Annotated in this window: 1 protein-coding gene and 1 pseudogene; one reads left to right on the forward strand and one right to left on the reverse strand. The window is 58.6% G+C overall.

The features are described 5' to 3' along the window. On the forward strand, nt 1-477 hold a 477-nt coding region (locus A9X04_RS15785), incomplete at its 5' end, for a class I SAM-dependent methyltransferase (protein ID WP_156764379.1). A gap of 21 nt (nt 478-498) precedes the next feature. Here A9X04_RS15785 and A9X04_RS30465 read toward each other — a convergent pair. Further along, nucleotides 499-596 (reverse strand): annotated as a pseudogene (locus tag A9X04_RS30465) (class I SAM-dependent methyltransferase); the annotation flags it as partial.

Raw genomic sequence — 596 nt, forward strand, 5'->3', positions numbered from 1 at the left:
GTCGACCGCATCGTCACCATCGGCGCCTTCGAGGCTTTCAAGATGGAGCGGTACGCCGCGTTCTTCGAACGCGCCCACAACATTCTTCCCGACGACGGCCGCATGTTATTGCATACCATTTTGACCTACACCCAGAAACAGCAGTACGAACGCGGCGTCCCCATCACGATGAATGATCTTCGATTCGCGCGATTCATTGGCACTGAAATTTTCCCGGGCGGACAATTGCCGGCGCAGGAAGACATCTTCAGGTTCGCCGGCGAAGCGGGGTTTTCCGTGCAGCAGGTCCAATTGCTGCAGGAGCACTACGAGCGCACACTCAATATCTGGGCGGCCAACCTGGAGGCCAACCGCAAGCAGGCGGTCGAGCTGCAGTCCGAAGAGGTCTACGGCAAGTACATGCACTACCTGACCGGCTGCGCGAAGCTGTTCCGCCAGGGTTACACGGACGTCGACCAGTTCACGCTGGAAAAGTAGCGGTCCCCGGCCCCTCGCCACCTACTTCACGAGGGTGAACTGCCCGACATTGCTGATGCCCTTGCGGAAGAAGTTCTCACAGCCGGTCAGGTAGTGCATGTACTTGCCGTAGACCTCTT

This window comes from Mycobacterium sp. E3247, assembly GCF_001667785.1.
Taxonomy (GTDB): domain Bacteria; phylum Actinomycetota; class Actinomycetes; order Mycobacteriales; family Mycobacteriaceae; genus Mycobacterium.